Origin of the sequence: Trabulsiella odontotermitis (assembly GCF_030053895.1) — a bacterium.
Classification (GTDB): Bacteria; Pseudomonadota; Gammaproteobacteria; order Enterobacterales; family Enterobacteriaceae; genus Trabulsiella; species Trabulsiella odontotermitis_C.
Map to the genome: position 1 here is coordinate 3,160,851 of NZ_CP125781.1, position 19,537 is coordinate 3,180,387.

General features: G+C 54.2%; 21 protein-coding genes. 10 read left to right on the top strand and 11 right to left on the bottom strand.

Going from position 1 to position 19,537, the window contains the following annotated elements:
- Nucleotides 1-151: 151 nt before the first annotated feature.
- Nucleotides 152-1,522 carry an anaerobic C4-dicarboxylate transporter DcuC gene (gene dcuC / locus QMG90_RS15180; RefSeq protein ID WP_430381693.1) on the top strand — a complete coding sequence of 457 codons (1,371 nt, stop codon included), beginning with the start codon at nucleotides 152-154 and terminating at the stop codon, nucleotides 1,520-1,522.
- Between the two features lie 93 nt (nucleotides 1,523-1,615).
- Nucleotides 1,616-2,425, top strand: coding sequence for a ribonuclease I (gene rna, locus QMG90_RS15185; RefSeq protein WP_283280458.1), 810 nt, complete (start codon nucleotides 1,616-1,618; stop codon nucleotides 2,423-2,425).
- 35 nt (nucleotides 2,426-2,460) lie between these two features.
- Here the strand turns inward: rna and QMG90_RS15190 are convergent, their stop codons facing one another.
- Nucleotides 2,461-3,291 (bottom strand): alpha/beta fold hydrolase, encoded by an 831-nt coding sequence (locus QMG90_RS15190; protein ID WP_283280459.1) that lies wholly within the window; start codon nucleotides 3,289-3,291, stop codon nucleotides 2,461-2,463.
- Between the two features lie 245 nt (nucleotides 3,292-3,536).
- Between QMG90_RS15190 and rnk the strand changes: the two genes are divergently transcribed.
- The gene (gene rnk, locus QMG90_RS15195) at nucleotides 3,537-3,947 is read left to right on the top strand and encodes a nucleoside diphosphate kinase regulator (RefSeq protein ID WP_283280460.1); all 411 of its coding nucleotides are present in this window, start codon (nucleotides 3,537-3,539) and stop codon (nucleotides 3,945-3,947) included.
- Nucleotides 3,948-4,118: 171 nt separating this feature from the next.
- Entirely contained in the window at nucleotides 4,119-4,547 is a 429-nt protein-coding gene (gene uspG, locus QMG90_RS15200) for a universal stress protein UspG (protein WP_054179865.1), read from the top strand.
- 37 nt (nucleotides 4,548-4,584) lie between these two features.
- Here uspG and QMG90_RS15205 read toward each other — a convergent pair whose 3' ends face one another.
- The 4 genes from QMG90_RS15205 to ahpC form a co-directional block, all read right to left on the bottom strand.
- On the bottom strand, nucleotides 4,585-5,205 hold the full coding sequence (locus tag QMG90_RS15205; protein ID WP_283280461.1) for a LysE family translocator: 621 nt from the start codon (nucleotides 5,203-5,205) through the stop codon (nucleotides 4,585-4,587).
- Between the two features lie 87 nt (nucleotides 5,206-5,292).
- Entirely contained in the window at nucleotides 5,293-6,081 is a 789-nt protein-coding gene (locus QMG90_RS15210; protein ID WP_283280462.1) for an AraC family transcriptional regulator, read from the bottom strand.
- 127 nt (nucleotides 6,082-6,208) lie between these two features.
- The gene (gene ahpF, locus QMG90_RS15215) at nucleotides 6,209-7,774 is read right to left on the bottom strand and encodes an alkyl hydroperoxide reductase subunit F (protein ID WP_283283977.1); all 1,566 of its coding nucleotides are present in this window, start codon (nucleotides 7,772-7,774) and stop codon (nucleotides 6,209-6,211) included.
- Between the two features lie 174 nt (nucleotides 7,775-7,948).
- Nucleotides 7,949-8,512, bottom strand: a complete 564-nt coding sequence (gene ahpC, locus QMG90_RS15220) for an alkyl hydroperoxide reductase subunit C (protein ID WP_283280463.1) — start codon at nucleotides 8,510-8,512, stop codon at nucleotides 7,949-7,951.
- 167 nt (nucleotides 8,513-8,679) lie between these two features.
- Between ahpC and dsbG the strand changes: the two genes are divergently transcribed.
- From dsbG to QMG90_RS15250, 6 genes are all read left to right on the top strand, one after another.
- Nucleotides 8,680-9,429, top strand: a complete 750-nt coding sequence (gene dsbG / locus QMG90_RS15225; protein WP_283280464.1) for a thiol:disulfide interchange protein DsbG — start codon at nucleotides 8,680-8,682, stop codon at nucleotides 9,427-9,429.
- A 196-nt stretch (nucleotides 9,430-9,625) separates the two neighbouring features.
- Complete coding sequence (gene citR, locus QMG90_RS15230) at nucleotides 9,626-10,522, top strand: DNA-binding transcriptional repressor CitR (protein WP_283280465.1); 897 nt, start codon at nucleotides 9,626-9,628, stop codon at nucleotides 10,520-10,522.
- A 153-nt stretch (nucleotides 10,523-10,675) separates the two neighbouring features.
- The gene (locus QMG90_RS15235) at nucleotides 10,676-11,896 is read left to right on the top strand and encodes a phosphoadenosine phosphosulfate reductase (RefSeq protein ID WP_283280466.1); all 1,221 of its coding nucleotides are present in this window, start codon (nucleotides 10,676-10,678) and stop codon (nucleotides 11,894-11,896) included.
- Nucleotides 11,881-12,507: an IbrB-like domain-containing protein gene (locus QMG90_RS15240; RefSeq protein ID WP_283280467.1), complete on the top strand. Its 627-nt coding sequence runs from the start codon at nucleotides 11,881-11,883 to the stop codon at nucleotides 12,505-12,507. Before QMG90_RS15235 ends, QMG90_RS15240 begins: the two co-directional genes overlap by 16 nt.
- Nucleotides 12,508-12,713: 206 nt before the next feature.
- Complete coding sequence (locus tag QMG90_RS15245) at nucleotides 12,714-13,010, top strand: type II toxin-antitoxin system RelE family toxin (protein WP_283280468.1); 297 nt, start codon at nucleotides 12,714-12,716, stop codon at nucleotides 13,008-13,010.
- Nucleotides 12,991-13,383, top strand: coding sequence for a helix-turn-helix domain-containing protein (locus tag QMG90_RS15250; RefSeq protein WP_283280469.1), 393 nt, complete (start codon nucleotides 12,991-12,993; stop codon nucleotides 13,381-13,383). The genes QMG90_RS15245 and QMG90_RS15250 overlap by 20 nt, the downstream gene beginning before the upstream one ends.
- On the opposite strand, the gene QMG90_RS15255 is transcribed toward QMG90_RS15250, so the two are convergent.
- From QMG90_RS15255 to entE, 6 genes are all read right to left on the bottom strand, one after another.
- Nucleotides 13,380-13,577, bottom strand: a complete 198-nt coding sequence (locus tag QMG90_RS15255; RefSeq protein ID WP_283280470.1) for a YbdD/YjiX family protein — start codon at nucleotides 13,575-13,577, stop codon at nucleotides 13,380-13,382. The two genes, QMG90_RS15250 and QMG90_RS15255, sit on opposite strands and share 4 nt — an antisense overlap.
- A 54-nt stretch (nucleotides 13,578-13,631) precedes the next feature.
- The gene (gene cstA / locus QMG90_RS15260; RefSeq protein ID WP_283280471.1) at nucleotides 13,632-15,737 is read right to left on the bottom strand and encodes a pyruvate/proton symporter CstA; all 2,106 of its coding nucleotides are present in this window, start codon (nucleotides 15,735-15,737) and stop codon (nucleotides 13,632-13,634) included.
- A 147-nt stretch (nucleotides 15,738-15,884) separates the two neighbouring features.
- Nucleotides 15,885-16,298 carry a proofreading thioesterase EntH gene (entH, locus tag QMG90_RS15265; protein WP_283280472.1) on the bottom strand — a complete coding sequence of 138 codons (414 nt, stop codon included), beginning with the start codon at nucleotides 16,296-16,298 and terminating at the stop codon, nucleotides 15,885-15,887.
- The gene (entA, locus tag QMG90_RS15270) at nucleotides 16,299-17,054 is read right to left on the bottom strand and encodes a 2,3-dihydro-2,3-dihydroxybenzoate dehydrogenase EntA (RefSeq protein WP_283280473.1); all 756 of its coding nucleotides are present in this window, start codon (nucleotides 17,052-17,054) and stop codon (nucleotides 16,299-16,301) included.
- Nucleotides 17,054-17,905 carry an isochorismatase gene (locus tag QMG90_RS15275; RefSeq protein ID WP_283280474.1) on the bottom strand — a complete coding sequence of 284 codons (852 nt, stop codon included), beginning with the start codon at nucleotides 17,903-17,905 and terminating at the stop codon, nucleotides 17,054-17,056. The genes entA and QMG90_RS15275 overlap by 1 nt, the downstream gene beginning before the upstream one ends.
- 13 nt (nucleotides 17,906-17,918) lie before the next feature.
- Entirely contained in the window at nucleotides 17,919-19,529 is a 1,611-nt protein-coding gene (gene entE, locus QMG90_RS15280; RefSeq protein ID WP_283280475.1) for a (2,3-dihydroxybenzoyl)adenylate synthase EntE, read from the bottom strand.
- Between the last annotated feature and the right edge of the window lie 8 nt (nucleotides 19,530-19,537).

The window sequence follows — 19,537 nt, forward strand, 5'->3', positions numbered from 1 at the left end:
GGAGTTTTAATTCGCGCGACCCCGGACTAATCTTCCACTTTCTTGATTTTCGTCAGCAAGTTTTGCCCAATTCTTCGGCAGATTGCATCTCTTCATTTCTTGAACGACTTCTCTTACAGAACATTCTTTGGGAACGGTGATAATAATGTTAATGATAATGGTCGAACTCCTTATCGGGGTTCTGGTGGTGACGGGCGTGGCCCGCTATATCATCAAAGGGTATTCCGCCACGGGGGTATTATTTGTCGGCGGTTTGTTATTGCTGATCGTCAGTGCCTTAATGGGGCATAAGATTTTACCGTCAAGTAACACCAGCACCGGTTATTCTGCCACTGACATCGTCGAATACGTTAAAATTCTGCTGATGAGCCGCGGCGGCGATCTCGGCATGATGATCATGATGCTGTGTGGTTTTGCCGCCTATATGACGCATATCGGCGCCAACGATATCGTTGTTAAGCTGGCTTCAAAACCACTGCGCTATATCAACTCCCCTTACCTGCTGATGATTGCGGCGTACTTCGTTGCCTGTCTGATGTCGCTGGCGGTCTCTTCCGCAACCGGCCTCGGCGTGCTGTTAATGGCAACGCTGTTCCCGGTCATGGTCAACGTCGGCATCAGCCGTGGCGCAGCCGCCGCTATTTGCGCCTCGCCGGCCGCTATTATTCTCGCCCCGACGTCTGGCGACGTGGTGCTGGCAGCACAGGCGGCAGAAATGCCGTTGATTGATTTTGCCTTCAAAACCACGCTGCCCATCTCCATTGCGGCGATTATTTGCATGGCAATCGCTCACTTTTTCTGGCAGCGCTATCTGGATAAAAAAGAGAACGCCGTGCACGAAATGCTGGATGTGAACGAAATCACCACTACCGCTCCGGCGTTTTATGCCATTCTGCCGTTTACTCCCATCGTTGGCGTGCTGATTTTTGACGGCAAATGGGGCCCGGAACTGCACATCATCACCATTCTGGTCATTTGCATGCTGCTGGCGGCGGTGCTGGAATTTATCCGCGGCTTCAACACGAAAAAAGTGTTTGCTGGTCTGGACGTGGCGTACCGCGGCATGGCGGATGCCTTCGCCAACGTGGTAATGCTGCTGGTCGCGGCGGGGGTATTCGCGCAGGGCCTGAGCACCATCGGCTTTATCGACAGTCTGATCGCCATCGCCACCTCGTTTGGTTCGGCCAGTATTATTCTGATGCTGGTCCTGGTCATTCTGACCATGCTGGCGGCCGTCACCACCGGTTCGGGTAACGCGCCGTTCTACGCGTTTGTGGAGATGATCCCGAAACTGGCGCAGTCGTCCGGTATCAACCCGGCCTATCTGTCGATTCCGATGCTGCAGGCCTCAAACCTCGGTCGTACCATCTCCCCGGTTTCTGGCGTGGTGGTTGCCGTCGCGGGTATGGCAAAAATTTCGCCGTTTGAAGTGGTGAAACGCACCTCGGTTCCGGTGCTGGTTGGCCTGATCGTGGTGATTATCGCAACGGAAATTCTGGTGCCTTCCGCCCGGATCCTGTAACGCGTGGTATTGATGAAAAGGCGCCTGTGGGCGCCTTTTTTATGCTTTAATTAGTCGCATAAATCAATCAACGCCAAATCATCAGGAATATAAATGTTCAGGAAGGATATTGCTGCCTGCGCCGCGACCGTCGCTGCAGTTTTCTGCGCGACCAGCGTCGTTGCCGCCCCGCTGACTGCCACCCGCTACGCTGATTTTGATCGTTATGTTCTGGCGCTCTCCTGGCAGACCGGCTTTTGCCAGAGCCAGCACGATATGAATCGCGATGAGCCCGCCGAATGCCAGTCGCAGCGAGAACAAAAGGATAAAACCCGCAATCTCACCGTGCACGGATTGTGGCCTGGACTCCCCAAATCGATTGCGTCACGCGGCGTTGATGAGCGTCGCTGGATGCGTTTTGGCTGCGCGACGCGCCCAATCCCCAACATGCCGGAAGCCCGCGCCAGCCGAAAATGCGCGGCAGCAGAAACCGGCCTGTCACTGGAGATGGCTAACCAGCTCAATAACGTGATGCCGGGCGCGGGCGGAAATTCCTGTCTTGAACGTTACGAATACGCCAAGCACGGCGTCTGTTTTGGCTTCGATCCCGATGCCTACTTTGGCACAATGGTACGGCTGAACGGGGAAATCCGGCAGAGCGCGGTGGGTCAGTTCCTTGCCGACAACTATGGCAAGACAGTCAGCCGCAACGATTTTAACGCCGCAGTGGCGAAAAGCTGGGGCAAAGAGGGCGTCAGCGCCTTTAAATTAACCTGTGACGGCAACCCCGCCTGGCTCACGGAAGTGCAAATCTCCATCAAAGCCTCGGCCATCAACGCCCCGCTAAGCCGTGACGCGTTGCTGCGACAACCGCACCCAGGCAACTGCGGCAAGCAGTTTGTCATCGATAAAGCCGGTTATTAAGGATTGCCCGGCGCCATATGCGTCGGGCAACATCGTCAGCGCTGAAGAAACGCCAGCAGGTCCTCGTTAATCTGCTGCTTATGGGTTGTACAAATCCCGTGAGAGCCCCCTTTGTAAACTTTCAGCTCTGCATCCGGCAGCATTTCCGCCGCCACTTTGCCGCAAGTTTCAAAGGGAACAATCTGATCGTCATCACCGTGGATCACCAACGTCGGGATCGTCATCCGGCGCAGATCTTCACGCAGGTCGGTTTCCGAAAATGCTTTGATGCAGTCATAAAGCGCTTTAATCGAGCCCTGTAGTCCCTGCGCGACAAACCCCTGGCGCACAGCTTCAGACGCTTTCGCGCCGTCACGGTTATAGCCATAAAATGCCTGCGTCAGCTCATAGAAAAAGGCACCACGATCGTTTATCACCCCTTCGCGGATCCCGTCGAAGACCTCTTTTGGTACGCCATTCGGGTTGAAATCCGTTTTGATCATAATCGGCGTCACCGCGCCGATCAGCACCGCTTTTGCCACCCGCTCCGTACCGTGGCGACCAATGTAGCGCGCCACTTCGCCGCCACCGGTTGAGTGACCGACATGCACCGCATTTTTCAGGTTCAGATGCGCGGTCAGTTGCGCCAGATCGTCGCCATACTGATCCATATTATGCCCGTCCCAGGGCTGCGCCGAACGGCCATGCCCGCGACGGTCGTGAGCAATCACGCGATATCCCTTTGACGCCAGAAACAACATTTGATCTTCAAACGCATCCGCCGTCAGCGGCCAGCCGTGACTGAACACAACCGGTTGCCCGCTTCCCCAGTCTTTAAAGTACAGGTAGCTGCCATCTTTAAGCGTAAGTTTGTCGAAGCTGCTCATAGGATCTCCTGAAACGGAGGGTATCGCCCCACGCGACACCGCCTGAAAAGGATAAGACAGAATCCAGAAAGGTGACGGATTTCGCATAAAATTCACATTAACGACCGGATAAACATTCTTTATTGTGCTCTTTATCACTTCAAACTGGCGCCAACTCTCAGTATGATGGCGAGAGGACAACCCTTGCCGCTGCCGGTGAGGGTTTTCTTTTGGATACAGGTACCTGGAAAGACATGGAGTAAATAATGACCAGACCCGCCATCATTATTAATGAGCTTGATGCTGAACGCATCGACCGCCTGCTTGAACAACCGGCTTTTGCCAGCTTACCCGTGGCTGAAGCACTGAACGCCGAACTGGATCGCGCAAAGATGTGTGCGCCTGAAGAGATGCCTCATGACGTCGTCAGCATGAACAGTCAGGTACGCTTCCGTGATTTAACCACTGGTGAAGAACGTGTGCGAACCCTGGTCTTCCCGGCACAAGTGACCGACAGCAATACACAGCTTTCCGTCATGGCGCCGGTTGGTGCCGCACTGCTGGGGTTACGCGTGGGCAACACCATTCACTGGCAATTGCCGGGCGGTACGTCAACTCACCTTGAAGTGCTGGAGCTGTTGTATCAGCCTGAAGCCGCCGGGGATTTTCACCGCTAATTCTGCTGCTTTTTACGGAGGATGTTGAAACATCCTCTTTCCGTTTTTCCCGCCGACAAAACTTTACCCCACCCCACCCCGCCTCCTGACAAATTTGCGACCTGAATGACACAAAAATGTCGCCAAATATGTTTCAATATATGTATCTCATAAGGACAAGGAGCTACGCATATGTACAAAACAATCATTATGCCGGTTGATGTCTTTGAAATGGAGCTAAGTGACAAGGCTATCCGCCATGCGGAGTTTATGGCGCAACAGGATGGCGTTATTCATTTGCTTCACGTACTGCCGGGTTCCGCCAGCTTTACGATGAGCCGCTTTGCCGCAGATTTACGCCGCTTTGAGGAGCATCTGCAACATGAAGCGGAAACCCGCCTGCAGACGATGATCGGACATTTCAGCATCGACCCATCACGGATAAAAATGCATGTTCGGATTGGTACCGTTCGCGATGTGGTGAACGAGCTTGCCGAAGATCTGGATGCCGATGTGGTGGTTATCGGCTCTCGCAATCCCTCTATCACGACCCATCTGCTCGGCTCAAACGCTTCGAGCGTTATTCGTCACGCTCATATCCCGGTGCTGGTGGTTCGCTAACCCATCAGAGGCTACCAGTGGGTAGCCTCTCTACGTCCTACTTCTGCTGGGTGAGCAGCAACCTGATCCCTAAGCCGACAAATCCCGTCGCAAAACCGATGCGCAACGCTTTAAGCATCCCCGGCTTTGACAGCACCTGCCCGCGCGCGAAAGCGGAAAATACGCCGTACAGCGCAAATATGCACAGCGTCATCAACATGAAAATGCTGCTGAGTATCAACAGTTCCGTGACCGGTGAAGCGGCGTCGGTACGAATAAACTGCGGCAAAAAGGCGAGAAAAAAGAGCGGCAGCTTGGGGTTCAGCAGGTTGATCAGTATTGCGTGAAGTATTATTTCGAACGGCGATTTGCGCTTCCCTTGTGGGTTGAGCTGCATCGATCCTGTCTCTTTAAGTGTGTTCCATGCCATGTACAACAGCCAGATCACACCAAGAAACTTAATGCCTTCAAACGCCAGCTGACTGGTATGAAAAATCGCTGCCAGACCGGTAATTGCGGCAATCATGTGAGGAATGATACCGAGCGTACAGCCAACAGCGGCAAAAAGACTCTTTCTGACTCCCTGCGATAATCCGGTGGCGACGGTATAAAGGGTACCGGTACCGGGCGATACCACGACGATAAATGACGTAATCAGGAATTCGGTGCTGATTTGCATGGCGTTATATCTCGTTGAAATGAGGAATAACGCAGACTATCCCTGACGGGTCGCAGCACTGTCTTGAACAAAATTGCAAAGAACGATTTACGTCAGCGAAAGCACGTACTGGCCTGGCGTCACGCCAAGCTGCCGCTGAAACGCGCGAGTCAGGTGGCTCTGATCAGCGAAGCCTGCCTGCAGCGCGGCATCGACAGGCCGTGTTCCCTGTTGCAATAACCGCTTTGCCAGCCGTACACGCGACTGGATAAGCCACGCATGCGGCGTTGTTCCGGTTTCGCGCGAAAACTCTCTTATCAGTTGAAAACGGCTCATACCGCATAACCCGGCCAGAGCCGCAAGCGTAACGGGCTCAGCGGGCGAATCATCAAGATATTCTCTGGCGAGCGCAATGGAGGGGGAACAGGCATGGCGCGACGTGGCCGAAAGCAGGTGTTGTTTCGTCACCCGCATCAGACACAGCATGACGGCTTCTTCGATGGCGGCCTGGTCGGGCGCCGGGCTGTTAAGTGTCAGGAACAGCCGTTGCATCATCCCGCTAAGTTCAGGATCGGTAGCGACCGGTTTCATATCAACCTGCCTGTGAAGCTCTTGTGCCATGATATCCGGTTCGATATACAGCATATGCCAGCCACGCGGTCCCGCCAGTGGCACGCCATCATGGATCTCTCCGGGATTCACCATAATGATATTTCCCGCGGAAGCCTCAACGCTGCCGATGCAGCTTTGCGAACGTTGCGCACCCTCAACAAACACCCCAATGCCAAACTGATCGTGCGAATGGCGCGGAAACGTATGCGCCGTCAGCAGCGAAACCGCCTCCACGCCCGGCAATGGCTGGCGATACGGCCTGACCTGGTGGATGGCTGTTTTCATGAACATTCCCGCGCGCGTTGACCTGAAACCTTAGGTGTAGCAAAAACCCACGCCGGATGTCACTAAAAACGAAAAAGCCCGGAAGCTTTCGCCGCCGGGCTGCATTGCAGGTGTGGTCTTACTTTTTTTATGCTGTTTTGGTGCGAATCAAATAATCGAACGAACTCAGAGAGGCTTTTGCGCCTTCGCCGGTCGCGATGATGATTTGCTTATACGGTACGGTGGTGCAGTCGCCCGCCGCGAAGATGCCCTTCACGCTGGTTTCGCATTTCGCATCGATGATGATTTCACCCATACGGTTGCGTTCGATAGCGCCATCCAGCCAGGTGGTATTTGGCAGCAGACCAATCTGGACGAAGATCCCTGACAGCGCGACCTGATGCGTGTCGCCGCTGACGCGGTCACGATATTCAAGCCCCGTCACTTTACTGCCATCGCCCTTCACTTCGGTGGTCTGCGCGTTGAGGATGATATCGACATTCTTCAGGCTGCGGACTTTGTCCTGCAATACCTGGTCTGCTTTCATTTCCGGAGCAAACTCCAGCAGCGTAACATGTTCAACGATACCGGCCAGATCAATCGCCGCTTCTACGCCGGAGTTACCGCCGCCGATGACCGCCACGCGCTTGCCTTTAAACAGCGGGCCGTCGCAGTGCGGGCAATAGGTGACGCCTTTGGTACGATACTGATCTTCACCCGGTACGTTCATGTTGCGCCATTTGGCGCCAGTTGCAATGATGATGCTGCGCGCTTTCAGAACAGCGCCAGACGCGGTTTCAATCTGGTGCAAACCCCCTTCCTGCGCCGCCGGCACCAGTTTGCTGGCGCTCTGGCTGTCTATCACATCCACTTCATAATCAGACACGTGCGCTTTCAGCGCGCCCGCCAGTTTCTGACCTTCGGTTTTCGGCACAGAAATATAGTTTTCGATATCGACGGTATCCAGCACCTGACCACCGAAGCGTTCGCCCATCAGGCCGGTACGGATCCCTTTACGTGCGGAATAGACCGCCGCCGCCGCACCCGCCGGGCCGGAACCGACAATCAGCACATCGTAGGCATCACGTTTGTTCAACTCTTCTGCCGCACGTTTTTCCGCACCGGTATCCACTTTGGCAACAATTTCGGTGAGCGTCATGCGACCCTGACCAAACTCTTTACCGTTCACGAACACCGCCGGAACGCCCATCACGTTGCGATCGGTAATTTCATTCTGGAACGTGCCGCCATCAATCGCCGTATGTTTGATGCGCGGGTTCAGCACCGACATCAGGTTCAGGGCCTGCACCACGTCCGGGCAGTTATGGCAGGAGAGCGAATAATAGGTTTCAAATTCGAAATCACCGTCGATATCGCGGATCTGCTCCAGCAGCGCCTGCGCTTCTTTCGACGGGTGTCCACCAGTCCACAGCAGCGCCAGTACCAGTGAAGTAAATTCATGACCGAGCGGCGAGCCAGCGAAACGTGGCCCCTGCGTTGAACCCGGGTTGGTGATCAGGAACGACGGTTTACGCACCGGAAGGCTGTTGTCTTCTTTAAAGGTCACCTGTGGCGACAGTTCGGCAATCTCAGCCAGCAGTTCCTTGATTTCGGCCGATTTTCCGCTGTCATCCAGCGTGGCAATCAGCTCAACAGGTTTTGTCAGTTTCTCAAGATAAGCCTTGAGCTGGGTTTTCATATTTGTGTCGAGCATCATTATTCCCTCTCTAAAAACGCCATCATGCAAACCGTACGCATTGCGACAGCCTGAATGCGACTTGCATCATGGTGCTGGAATGAAATGGGCGCGGATGCGCCCATGATGAAAGCATTTCCCGGAGGCCTGCTACAGGCCCATGCAAGCACAGCGCCGCCGGGTTTGGCAGACTTAGATTTTACCAACGAGGTCCAAGGACGGAGCCAGCGTCGCATCACCTTCTTTCCATTTCGCAGGGCAAACTTCGCCTGGGTGAGACGCAACATACTGCGCGGCTTTCACTTTACGCAGCAGGTCAGACGCATCGCGGCCGATACCTTCAGCGGTAACTTCGATGGCCTGGATAATGCCCTGCGGGTCAACAACGAAAGTGGCACGATCTGCCAGACCTTCATCTTCACGCATGTTGTCGAAGTTACGGGTCAGGGTGCCAGTCGGGTCGCCGATCATCGCGTATTTGATTTTAGCGATGGTGTCAGAGCTGCTGTGCCATGCTTTGTGGGTGAAGTGGGTATCGGTAGACACAGAGTAAACGTCTACACCCAGTTTCTGCAGCTCGTCGTAGTGGTCTGCCACGTCGCCCAGTTCGGTCGGGCATACGAAGGTGAAGTCAGCCGGGTAGAAGAAGAAGACGCTCCAGCGGCCTTCGGTATCTTTCTCGGTAACTTCGATGAATTCACCGTTTTTGAACGCCTGGTTTTTGAAAGGTTTGATTTTGGTATTAATTAAGGACATCTATACTTCCTCCGTGTTTTCGTTGAGTGGTAAGGTAACCAACTTTTGCTACTTCGGCTAATGCGTTTCCTTTATCAAATCAATAAGTATTAGCTAACAACACGCCACGGCCTGGCTGACCAGACACCACCATGAAGTATGTTACCCATTGATTTATAAGGATTGTCATGATTAAACGCACCCTTCTTATCGGCATGATCCCCTGGTTTGTTTCCGCTCAGGAACTGCCGGAAGCAGTAAAAGCCATCGAAAAACAGGGCATTACGATCGTTAAACCGTTTGATGCGCCAGGCGGCATGAAAGGGTATCTCGGCAAGTATCAGGATATGGGAGTGACTATCTACGTCACGCCGGACGGTAAACATGCCATCTCGGGTTATATGTACGACGATAAAGGGGCAAATCTGAGCGAGCAGGTCATCCAGAAAGAGATCTATGCGCCCGCGGGGCGTGAAATGTGGCAGCGCATGGAAAAAGCCAGCTGGATCCTTGATGGCGAAAAAACTGCCCCGACGGTAATTTACGTCTTTGCCGATCCCTTCTGCCCTTATTGCAAACAGTTCTGGAAACAGGCGCGTCCCTGGGTTGAATCCGGAAAGATTCAGCTCCGCACACTGATGGTCGGCGTAATTAAACCTGAAAGCCCTGCCATGGCCGCCGCCATTCTCAGCGCCCGTGATCCGGCCAAAACCTGGCATGAATACGAACAATCCGGGGGCAAGCTGACGCTGGATGTCCCGAAATCCATCCCGCCCGCGCAGATGAAAGTGCTCAATGAAAACCAGCAGCTGATGGATGAGCTGGGGGCTAACGCCACACCCGCTATTTACTATATGAATAGCGAAAAAGAACTTCAGCAGATTGTTGGACTGCCCGATAACACCCAACTAAAAGCCATGCTTGGTGAAAAACCATAAAGAACAATACGATAGTTTTCGCAGGTGATATTCCTCGCCTGTGAAAACAGGCTACAAATGTTCCTTAGCAAATTTTCATTTATCGAATATAATGATTTGTAAGTCTATATTACTCAATCAACGACTCAATACAGTTTACCAGGAACGGTAATATATCGTCGTCTTGTTGATGCGATTGCCCGCTGAAGGATAAAACATGGCTAACCTCTACGATCTAAAAAAATTCGATCTCAATCTTTTAGTAATTTTTGAATGTATTTATCAGCATTTGAGTATCAGTAAAGCGGCGGAAACGCTGTTTATCACCCCTTCAGCCGTTAGCCAGTCATTGCAGCGTCTGCGCAGTCAGTTCAACGATCCTTTATTTATTCGTTCCGGCAAAGGCATCACGCCAACCACCGTCGGCACAAATCTGCATCTGTACCTTGAGAACAACCTTAACCAGATCGAACAAACTATCAATATTATGCATAGTTCAGTGTTGAAAAAGCAGTTTGTGATCTACTGTTCTTCGCTCATACTGGCCGGCGGGATGCTGGATCTTATTACGACATTGCGTAAGCAAAACGATTATGAAATAGAGCACCACGATATTTTCGTCACCCCTGAATCTGCTGAGGATTTACTCGCCTGGCGTAAAGCGGATTTGATTATCTCTATTTTCCCGACCAATAACCGCTCGGTAATTTCTGAACATTACATGAGTACGCCGGTGATCCTCGCCTGCCGCAAAAATCACCCACGAATAAGTGATTACGCAGGCCTTTCTGCATTACACGAAGAGGAGTTTACCTATTACATCACTGATGAACCCGGCGCAAAGCAGATGCGCGATTTCACTGATGCCCAGTTTCCGGATCGCAAATGTACTTTTCGCAGCGACTCGCTGATTTCGATTATTAATATGGTGGCCAATACCGATATTCTTGGGTTTATTCCAAAACTGGCTTTTGATTATTACAAAGATACGCTGCAGTTGCAGGAAATAAAAACACCGCTGACACTCCCCGAAATTAATCTCTATCTCATGTACAACCGTGCGTCGTTGACCAGTGATTCATTTGCGACGTTCATTAATCAAATCAAAAAATAACCACGTCCATTAAAGCATTCTTTCCATGAATGCTTTAATTTACTTTTATTCACTTAAATAATACCAAATAAAAAATTCTGGCGAATAATTGTCATAATAAAATCTCACTATAATATAAAGAACTCTGGATACACACTTGTACGGAAACTGACCATGTCTATTTACAAATACCCGCTCAGCCAGAACGTGCTGGATGCCGCCACCGAACGCATTACATGGGCATTGAATAATTTACCCAAAGTCTGTATCTCGTTTTCCGGTGGCAAAGATTCTACCGTAATGCTGCATATCGCGGCATTACAGGCGCGCAAATTGCATAAAAAAATCTGCGTGTTATTTATCGACTGGGAAGCGCAATTTTCCGCCACGATTACACATATTGAAGCCATGCGCGCAGAATATCAGGATGTTATTGACTATTTCTGGTGGGTTGCGCTGCCATTAACCACCCAAAATTCCCTGTCGCAGTTCGAACCGGAATGGCAGTGCTGGCAACCGGGAACCTCCTGGGTTCGCCAGCCACCCCCGGATGCCATCACCCGGACCGATTACTTTCCCTTTTACCAGACGGGGATGACCTTCGAAGCGTTCGTGCGCAAATTTGCCGACTGGTTCGCGGATAATCGCCCGGCGGCCATGCTGGTCGGCATCCGCGCCGACGAGTCTTACAACCGATTTTTAACTATCGCCTCCGCCCGCAAACAGCGCTTTGCCGATGACAAACCCTGGACCACCATCGCCCCGGGCGGCCATACCTGGTACGTCTACCCAATCTATGACTGGAAAACAGCGGATATCTGGACCTGGTTCGCCAAAACACAACTGAGCTACAACCCGTTGTATAACCTGATGTATCAGGCGGGCGTCCCGTTCCGTTATATGCGTATTTGTGAGCCTTACGGCCCGGAACAACGTCAGGGACTGTGGCTGTATCACGTGATTGAGCCTGAGCGCTGGGCCGCCATGTGTCAGCGGGTCAGCGGCGCACAAAGCGGCGGGCTGTACGCCGGACAGGATAATCAATTCTATGGCCATCGTAAGCTCGATAAACCCGCCAGTCATAGCTGGCAAAGCTATGCCCTGTTTTTACTGGAAAGCATGCCGCAGAAAACGGCTGAACATTACCGAAATAAAATTGCGATTTACCTGCACTGGTATCAGAAAAGGGGCGAAGAGATTCCGGATACGCAGCACGGCGATACTGGCTCGAAAGATATCCCCTCGTGGCGACGCATCTGCAAGGTACTGCTCAACAATGACTACTGGTGCCGGATGCTCTCTTTCAGCCCAACGAAACCTGAACACTATCAGCGCTACAGCAGCCACATGGCCAAAAAGCGCAAGGAATGGAACATCTTATGCAACAACAACTAATCCAACAGCTGGAGCATTATCTGGATTCGCTCGGCGAAGAGGAACGCGTTGAGGCCATTAATCAGTTTCGCCTGGCGATCCATCGCCATAGTCCGTTTCAGGACCAACCAGTGGATTGTGTGTTATGGGTTAAACAAGAAACCGTTGCGCCCAATGACTACAACCCCAACAACGTCGCGCCTCCTGAACGGCGACTGCTGCAAAAATCGCTGGAAGCGGATGGTTTTACCCAGCCCGTTGTCGTGGTGTCGCGTGGCAGTCAACGCTTCGAGATTATCGATGGCTTTCATCGCCAGGAACTGGTTAAAACGAAAAACGTGTTAAAAGCGCAGCTTAAAGGGTATCTCCCCATCACCTGCTTACACGATAACGGCCAGACATCGGCCTCCGGTATGGCATCGACTATTCGCCACAACCGGGCCCGGGGACGCCATCAGATCAACGCCATGTCTGACATCATCCGCGAGCTTGCCCAACTGGGGTGGAGTGATGAAAAAATCAGCAAGGAACTGGGCATGGACAGCGACGAAGTGTTGCGTCTGAAGCAGATAAGCGGACTGCTTGAACTGTTTGCCGACCGTCATTTTTCCGGTGCCTGGACCGTCAAATAAGCCCGGATTTACGATCCGTTATCCACTTTTTCTGAACGTCTTTGCCGTGAGGTGGAGACGTTTACGATGAGCTTCGTATCTCATTCTTCCTCTGCTTTAACCCTCCCTTTTCCGGCCGTAGGCTCTGCGTCATTAGATAATACAAGAAAAGCTAATTATCTAATTATTTACTTATATTTCGCAACGCGATATGCTGGAGGTGTTAGATGACATTTGTCTGGTCCAGAGCTGCCTGGAAGCAGCTGATGAAAATTGATTTTCGTTATCGTCAGAGGGTGAAAGACAGGCTGGTTGATATTGGCGATAGCAATGCGCCACCGCCTGATTTGAAAAGGTTGTTGCACCCCGAAGGGCATTTCCGGCTGCGGGTCGGCGACTATCGGGTCATCTTTGAAATGCAGGGGGAACAGCAGGATATCTGCTACATCGTGGCAGTAAAACGCCGAACCTCCGCCACGTATTTGCATGAGGAGAGTGCTACTTATGGATGTTCAGTTTATTAAAGACGGAAACGGCGAACCGCAGTTCGTAGTCATCCCGTACGATCTCTGGTTTCGTCTGCGTCTCGGGCAAACAGAAGTTGATGACAAAAACGAAGAGGGCTGGGAAGAGATCCCTTATGAGCCTGACGAGTATGACGACGTTGGTATCCCAAACCATATCGTTAATATTATGGACGCGGAAGGCGTCAGCCTGCAGGCCGCATGGCGTATCGCCTGCGGTCTCTCACAACAGGAAGTGGCAGAAAAACTGGGAATAACGCAATCTGCTGTGTCACAACTGGAATCGCCAGACTCACGTCCGCAGAAACGCACCCGTGAAAAACTGGCGGCAATCTATGGCTGCACCCAGGCGCAAATCAGCCTGCGAATTTAGCAGCAGCGGGCGCCGCCTTTACTGCCGTAACGCGCATCTTGTCTGTCGCGGAAAAAGGCTTCGTAGGTCATCGGTGTCTGGTCCGGGTGGTTCACTCGCATATGCTCGACGTAGTTATCATAGTCGGGCACACCGACCATCATTTTTGCCGCCTGACCCAGGTATTTTCCGGCTTTAGAAAGCGTGTCGAACATAACAGCTCCGGTCTGGTTTGCCGGGTAACGCGCTCGCTACCCGGCCGGTTGTGATTAATGCGCGCCTTTTGCCTGCGTCACGATCTGCTCGAGATTTTCCGGCATCGGTTCATACGGCAGCTCTTTGTCCGTCGGTTTATCGACTTTTAACGCCGCCAGCGCGGTCTTCACAGAATACAGCGCCAGTACCACGACCACCACCATAAAGAAGATGGTCAGTCCGGCATCCAGGCGGTTATTGAACACCAGTTGAACCAGCTGCGATTCAGTGTACTGCGACGGAATGTTGCCGCTGTCGATCATCCCCTGGAAGCGGTTGGCGATGGCCAGAAAGCCCACTTTAACGTCCGGGCTAAAGGCTTTCTGCCAGCCAGCGACCAGCGTACAAATCAGCAGCCATGCGGTTGGCAACAACGCCACCCACGCATAACGCTGGCGCTTCATCTTGAACAGCACGACAGCGCAGAGCATCAGCGCCATCCCTGCCAGCATCTGGTTGGCGATACCAAACAGCGGCCACAGAGTGTTGATGCCGCCCAACGGATCCACCACGCCCTGATGCAGGAAGTAACCCCAGGCCAGCACGCAAAGCGCCGTAGCGAGCAGGTTGGCAGGCAGCGAGTCGGTGCGTTTGAGATTCGGGCTGATGACGCCGAGCAGATCCTGCAGCATAAAGCGCGCCGCACGAGTGCCCGCATCTACCGCTGTCAGAATAAACAGCGCTTCAAACAGAATGGCGAAGTGGTACCAGAAGGAGACGTCCATCAGGCCACCCAGTGAACCATGCAGAATGTAGGCCATGCCCACCGCCAGCGTTGGCGCACCACCCGCACGCGAGATAATAGACTGCTCGCCCACCTCACTCGCGATCTGTTTCAGTGTATCCGGCGTGACGGTAAAGCCCCAGCTACTGACCACCTGCGCAGCAGAGGCCACTACATCAGTTGTCCCCGCAGGCGCCAGCACAGCCATCGGGCTGTTCATCGCAAAATAGACGCCCGGATCGATAATGCACGCGGCAACCAGCGCCATGATCGCCACGAAGGATTCCATCAGCATGCCGCCGTAACCAATCAGGCAGGCCTGATTTTCGTTCGCCAGCATTTTCGGCGTGGTACCGGAAGAGATCAGTGCATGGAAGCCCGATACGGCGCCACAGGCGATGGTAATAAACAGGAACGGGAACAGATCACCCGTCCACACCGGGCCAGTGCCATCAACAAACTTAGTGAGTGATGGCATGGTCAGTGTCGGACGCATGATCAAAATACCAATCGCCAGCCCGACAATGGTACCAATTTTCAGGAAAGTGGAGAGATAATCACGCGGCGCCAGCAGCAGCCACACCGGCAATACCGCCGCCACAAAACCGTAGCCCACCAGCATCCAGGTCAGTTGTACGCCGGTAAAATCAAACCACGGCGCCCAGGTTTCGCTCTCTGCCACCCAGCCGCCGGAAATAATGGCGAACACCAGCAGCACGAGTCCGATAACAGACACTTCACCAATCCGCCCCGGACGCAGGTAACGAATATAGATCCCCATAAACAGCGCCAGTGGAATGGTAAAGGCGACGGTATACGTCCCCCACGGGCTGTGGGTCAATGCTTTCACCACGATCATCGCCAGCACCGCAAGGATGATCACCATGATCATAAAGGTCGCGATCAGCGCGATAACGCCCGCCGTCGGCCCCATCTCTTCTTTCACCAGCTCGCCCAGCGAACGACCGTCGCGGCGGGTGGAAACAAACAACACCATAAAGTCCTGAACCGCCCCGGCCAGTACCACGCCCGCGAGGATCCAGATCATGCCCGGCAGATAGCCCATTTGCGCAGCCAGCACCGGCCCGACCAGCGGCCCGGCTCCGGCTATCGCCGCAAAATGGTGTCCGAACAGCACTTTTTTATCGGTTGGTACGTAATCCAGTCCGTCGTTATGGCGAACGGCAGGCGTCATGCGTGTCGGGTCAACCCCGAGGACATTATTCGCGATATAACGGCCATAAAAACGATAGGCAATAAGATAAAGGCAGACCGCCGCCACGACGATCCACAACGCATTTATCTGTTCACCACGGTTGAGGGCGATATAGCCCAGGGCGAAGGCTCCCACAACGGCAAGCACTGCCCAGATGAGGTATTTCCCTGCGTTATTCATTGTGTAGGTTCCATTAGCGCTGAAGTAAGTTGTTACATTTTGTATCTATAACACTCGAATGGAAATTAACAATCCAATAACCCAAGAAAGCGGACATATCACCGAATTTTTACATCACATTGTTAAGCCGATCACTTTCGACCTTTTTCACCCCATTACCCGCGTGCTCAACCGGCATGTACAGCAGCGTCGGCCCTGTTCGTCAAACACCACAATTTCCCAGCACTGATTTTGTCGTCCGGGATACAGCGGCTGACATACGCCACGCACTTTTCCCTGAGACACCGGGCGATGATGGGTGACACTGAGTTCAGTCCCGACCACGCATTCCCCGTCGCGTGTCATCAGAAAGGCCGCCATCGACCCCAGCGTTTCCGCCAGCGCTGCCGAGGCTCCGCCATGCAACAGACCAAACGGCTGATGCGTACGCGCATCCACCGGCATTTCGGCTTCCAGCAGGTCGTCGCCGAGACGGGTATAGTGAATGCCAAGGTGCGCCACCAGGGTGTTCTGACTGGTGGCGTTCAGCGCATCAAGAGACATATGACGTTTCCAGATCATTTACGCCCCCAGCGTTGAGCCGCCATCTACCACGATATCCTGCAACGTGATGTGGCTGGCATGGTCGGAGGCGAGGAACAGAATCGTGCTGGCGATCTCCTGCGGACGGGCGATTTTTCCCAGCGGAATGCCCAGCTTAAACTGTTCTCCGAAGCCGCGAATGCGCTGTTGTTCGGCGTCATCACTGGCCCACAGCGTTCGCTGCATGTCGGTATCGGTTGAGCCTGGCGAGACGAGGTTACAGCGCACGCCGCTGGCGGCCAGCTCCAGCCCGACGGTCAACGCCAGACTTTTTAGCGCCGCTTTCGAGGCGCCATAAGCGCTCATGCCGAGGCGCGGTGTGTGAGCAGCATCCGACGCGACGGTCACGATCGCTCCGCCCTGCTGACGACGAAACTGTGCCATTGTCTGCCGGAACAGGTTAAACGCACCGCCAACGTTCACGGCGAACGTCTGTTGCCAGTCCGCCACGCTCAATGCATCGGTCGCCCCCATGCGCAGAATACCCGCCGCGTTAACCAGCACGTCCAGACGTGGCTGGTTTTCAAGCACGCGGCGACACACCTGCGCCACCTGCTGCGCATCAGCCACATCCAGCACTTCCATGGTAAAAGGATAATGCTCGCCATCGAACGCCAGGTCAAAACCGGTCACCGCCGCGCCCGCATCAGCGAACGCCAGCGCAGTGGCGTAGCCAATGCCTTTTCCCGCCCCGGTAACCCAGACGGTTTTGCCGTGAAAATCAAACCCGGTCATCACTTCACCTCGCGAGAGAGCAGCGTCCACCAGGCTTCAATTGTCGGGTTCTTCGCCAGCATCACAAAATCAATATCACCATGCACTTTGCGCCAGCGCGCCGCCAGCGCCATCATGCGAACGGAATCCAGACCGTAGTCGATCAGGTTTTCGTCATCCAGCGGCTCGTCGGTTTCGTCCAGCAACGGCAGGATCAGCGCCCGTAGCGCCGCTTTTGATAGCGGCACCGGCAGTAGCGTGTCAGTCATTACCACCCGCCCGGAACGCCCGGCGACATAGTTGAGCGCCATCAGATGTTCTTCCCGGCTGAAATCCGCCAGCGCGTCAGCGACAAAGAACGGTTTGATATCACGCATGAAGGCATCCGTTGCGGTGGTCATGCAGCCGATGTGCGCGTAAACCCCGGTGATAATCAGTTGATTACGCCCGGTCTCTTTCAGCATCTGTTCCAGGGGAGAGCGATGAAACGCGCTGTAACGCCATTTTACCAGCACGTTATCGGCCTCGTCCGGTGCCAGCGCGGCGATGATTTGCTGCTGCTCCGGCGAACGGGTCAACCCCGGCCCCCACATGTCATTGAGCAGCGCGCGGTCGTCATCACTCTGATCTTTCGGCTGCGCGGTGTAATAGACCGGAATATGCTGCTGCTTACAGTACTGGCGCAGTGCGGCAATGTTGGCGACCACGGTTTCCATCATCGGGCTGTTCTTGCCCCAGAAATTGAGGAAGTATTCCTGCATATCGTGGATCAGCAACGCCGCGCGTTCAGGCTCAAACACCCAGTCAACTTTATTCGTCGGGACGTCGCTGGCGGTGGGCAGGTCATAGGCCTGCAGTTTTGGGATGGTCATGCTTTTCTCTCCTTCAGGCCAGGGGGCGCTCCGCCAGCCACTGACGCAGTTTCTTCTTATCCACTTTGCCGACCGGCGTCAGCGGCAGCGCATCCACGCAGACCACGCGATCCGGCAGCTTGAATTCCGCAACACCCTGTTCGCGCAAAAAACGTCGTACGGCCACCGCGCGCAGTGGTGCCGTCACCACCAGATACGCGCAGCTTTTCTCGCCCAGCAGGCTGTCCTCCATGCTGACCAGCGCGGCATGGATCACCGCCTCATGGCGCAGCAGCAGGTTTTCAATCTCCTCAGCGGCAATCTTTTCGCCGCCGCGGTTGATCTGATCTTTTTCGCGCCCCTGAACGGTGATGTACCCGGCTTCGTCGATGGAAATCAGGTCGCCGGAGCGGTAAAAGCCGTTTTCATCAAACGCCTGTGCGTTATGTTCCGGGCTGCGGAAATAGCCACGGAAGGTATACGGGCCGCGCGTCATCAGGCGCCCCACTTCACCTCGCGGCAGCGGGTTGCCGTGTTCATCCGCCACCCAGACTTCGTCGTCCGGGCTCATCGGGCAGCCCTGCGTATTGAGGATGCGCTCCGGTGGATCGTCGAGGCGGGTGTAGTTCACCAGCCCTTCCGCCATACCGAATACCTGCTGCAACTGGCAGCCGATCTCCGCCGGAATGCGGGCGGCAAGCGTGGCAGACAACCGCGCGCCGCCCACCTGCAAGAGATTCAATGAGCGTAACGACGCATTACTGCCCTCTTCGCTAATTGCCTGTAACCACAGGCTGACCGCCGGGGGCACCAGCGCCGTCACGTTAATCTGATGCTGTTCAATCAGCGGGAAGCAGAGCGTGGCGCTCGGATCGTTCGCCAGTACCACGCACCCTTCGGCCAGAAACACGCCAAGCGCGCCGGGGGAGCTCATCGGGTAGTTATGCGCCGCAGGCAGCGCGCAGAGATAACGCGTCTGCGCATCAAAATGACAAATCTCATTGCTGCGGCGAATGCTGTAGTAGTAGTCGTTATGCGTACGGGGGATCAGTTTCGGCGTGCCGGTACTGCCGCCGGAAAGCTGGAAAAACGCCACCTCATCAGCAGGTGTTGGCGTCGCGGTAAAACCCGCTGCCGGTTGCGCGATGGCTGTTTCCAGCGCGTGGGCGCCGCTGTCGTGACGCAGCAGCACCAGCCGCAGCGAGCGATGCGCTTCTACAAAAGAATTGAGAAACGCGTCATCGGCAAACAGTGGGTGGCCCCGGTCAGCAATCAGCACCGCCGGTGCAATCTGCAATGCGTAGGCATTAAGTTCGCTGCGCTGGTGGCTGAACAGCGCATTCACCGGCGCGACGCCGAGGCGCAGCAACGCAAACAGCGTGATGTAAAACTCCGCGACGTTTCCCAACTGAACCAGCGCAGTTTCGCCACACTTCAGCCCCTGCTGTTGCAGATGCGCCGCCAGATTGTCCGCCGCCTGATGCAACTGGCGATAACTGATACGGCGCTCGCCGTCGATGACCGCTGTCGCGTCGCTGTCGGCATGGCGGGTCAGGATGTCGGTCAGCGGCAGATCCCGCCAGTAGCCTTTTTGCCGGTAGCGCGCTGCCGCCTCGTCCGGCCAGCGGGTAAAGGGAATGCTCATTGTCGTTC

Excerpts from the sequence above, each read along its gene's own strand:
- dcuC (WP_430381693.1), top strand. The coding sequence starts at position 152 with ATGATAATGGTCGAACTCCTTATCGGGGTTCTGGTGGTGACGGGCGTG.
- rna (WP_283280458.1), top strand. The coding sequence starts at position 1,616 with ATGTTCAGGAAGGATATTGCTGCCTGCGCCGCGACCGTCGCTGCAGTT.
- QMG90_RS15190 (WP_283280459.1), bottom strand. The coding sequence starts at position 3,291 with ATGAGCAGCTTCGACAAACTTACGCTTAAAGATGGCAGCTACCTGTAC.
- rnk (WP_283280460.1), top strand. The coding sequence starts at position 3,537 with ATGACCAGACCCGCCATCATTATTAATGAGCTTGATGCTGAACGCATC.
- uspG (WP_054179865.1), top strand. The coding sequence starts at position 4,119 with ATGTACAAAACAATCATTATGCCGGTTGATGTCTTTGAAATGGAGCTA.
- QMG90_RS15205 (WP_283280461.1), bottom strand. The coding sequence starts at position 5,205 with ATGCAAATCAGCACCGAATTCCTGATTACGTCATTTATCGTCGTGGTA.
- QMG90_RS15210 (WP_283280462.1), bottom strand. The coding sequence starts at position 6,081 with ATGAAAACAGCCATCCACCAGGTCAGGCCGTATCGCCAGCCATTGCCG.
- ahpF (WP_283283977.1), bottom strand. The coding sequence starts at position 7,774 with ATGCTCGACACAAATATGAAAACCCAGCTCAAGGCTTATCTTGAGAAA.
- ahpC (WP_283280463.1), bottom strand. The coding sequence starts at position 8,512 with ATGTCCTTAATTAATACCAAAATCAAACCTTTCAAAAACCAGGCGTTC.
- dsbG (WP_283280464.1), top strand. The coding sequence starts at position 8,680 with ATGATTAAACGCACCCTTCTTATCGGCATGATCCCCTGGTTTGTTTCC.
- citR (WP_283280465.1), top strand. The coding sequence starts at position 9,626 with ATGGCTAACCTCTACGATCTAAAAAAATTCGATCTCAATCTTTTAGTA.
- QMG90_RS15235 (WP_283280466.1), top strand. The coding sequence starts at position 10,676 with ATGTCTATTTACAAATACCCGCTCAGCCAGAACGTGCTGGATGCCGCC.
- QMG90_RS15240 (WP_283280467.1), top strand. The coding sequence starts at position 11,881 with ATGCAACAACAACTAATCCAACAGCTGGAGCATTATCTGGATTCGCTC.
- QMG90_RS15245 (WP_283280468.1), top strand. The coding sequence starts at position 12,714 with ATGACATTTGTCTGGTCCAGAGCTGCCTGGAAGCAGCTGATGAAAATT.
- QMG90_RS15250 (WP_283280469.1), top strand. The coding sequence starts at position 12,991 with ATGGATGTTCAGTTTATTAAAGACGGAAACGGCGAACCGCAGTTCGTA.
- QMG90_RS15255 (WP_283280470.1), bottom strand. The coding sequence starts at position 13,577 with ATGTTCGACACGCTTTCTAAAGCCGGAAAATACCTGGGTCAGGCGGCA.
- cstA (WP_283280471.1), bottom strand. The coding sequence starts at position 15,737 with ATGAATAACGCAGGGAAATACCTCATCTGGGCAGTGCTTGCCGTTGTG.
- entH (WP_283280472.1), bottom strand. The coding sequence starts at position 16,298 with ATGATCTGGAAACGTCATATGTCTCTTGATGCGCTGAACGCCACCAGT.
- entA (WP_283280473.1), bottom strand. The coding sequence starts at position 17,054 with ATGACCGGGTTTGATTTTCACGGCAAAACCGTCTGGGTTACCGGGGCG.
- QMG90_RS15275 (WP_283280474.1), bottom strand. The coding sequence starts at position 17,905 with ATGACCATCCCAAAACTGCAGGCCTATGACCTGCCCACCGCCAGCGAC.
- entE (WP_283280475.1), bottom strand. The coding sequence starts at position 19,529 with ATGAGCATTCCCTTTACCCGCTGGCCGGACGAGGCGGCAGCGCGCTAC.